Origin of the sequence: Halorubrum sp. SS7 (assembly GCF_005435055.1) — an archaeon.
Classification (GTDB): domain Archaea; phylum Halobacteriota; class Halobacteria; order Halobacteriales; family Haloferacaceae; genus Halorubrum; species Halorubrum salinarum.
Genome location: NZ_SGXV01000493.1, coordinates 1 through 308, shown reverse-complemented (window position 1 = coordinate 308; position 308 = coordinate 1). Strand labels below are relative to the sequence as shown.

The following is a 308-nucleotide window of genomic DNA, read 5'->3' as shown; positions in this document are numbered from 1 at the left end:
CGCTGTCGATGATCACCTTGGAGCCTAACGCCAGCGCGAGCCGGTGGACCGACTCGTCGGTCATGTCGGCGCGGACGTGGAGCATGTTCGTCCGGCCGCGGGTGGAGGTGTGGAAGTCGAGTCCGAAGTCGCACGGCGCGACGAAGTTCTCGTAGATCCGGTGGGCCATCCGCTTCGAACTGGTCGACCCCGGCTTCCCGGGGAACGACCGGTTCAGGTCGCGGTCGTAGACCGGCAGGTAGCGCTGTTGGGCGAGGAAGCCGGGGACGTTGAGGACCGGGAGACAGACCAGCGTGCCCGCCAGCTCC

General features: G+C 67.5%; 1 protein-coding gene. It reads right to left on the bottom strand.

The window, feature by feature from the left end:
• A partial coding sequence (locus tag EXE44_RS18895; protein WP_137718107.1) for a succinylglutamate desuccinylase/aspartoacylase family protein occupies nucleotides 1-308 on the bottom strand: 308 nt, incomplete at both ends.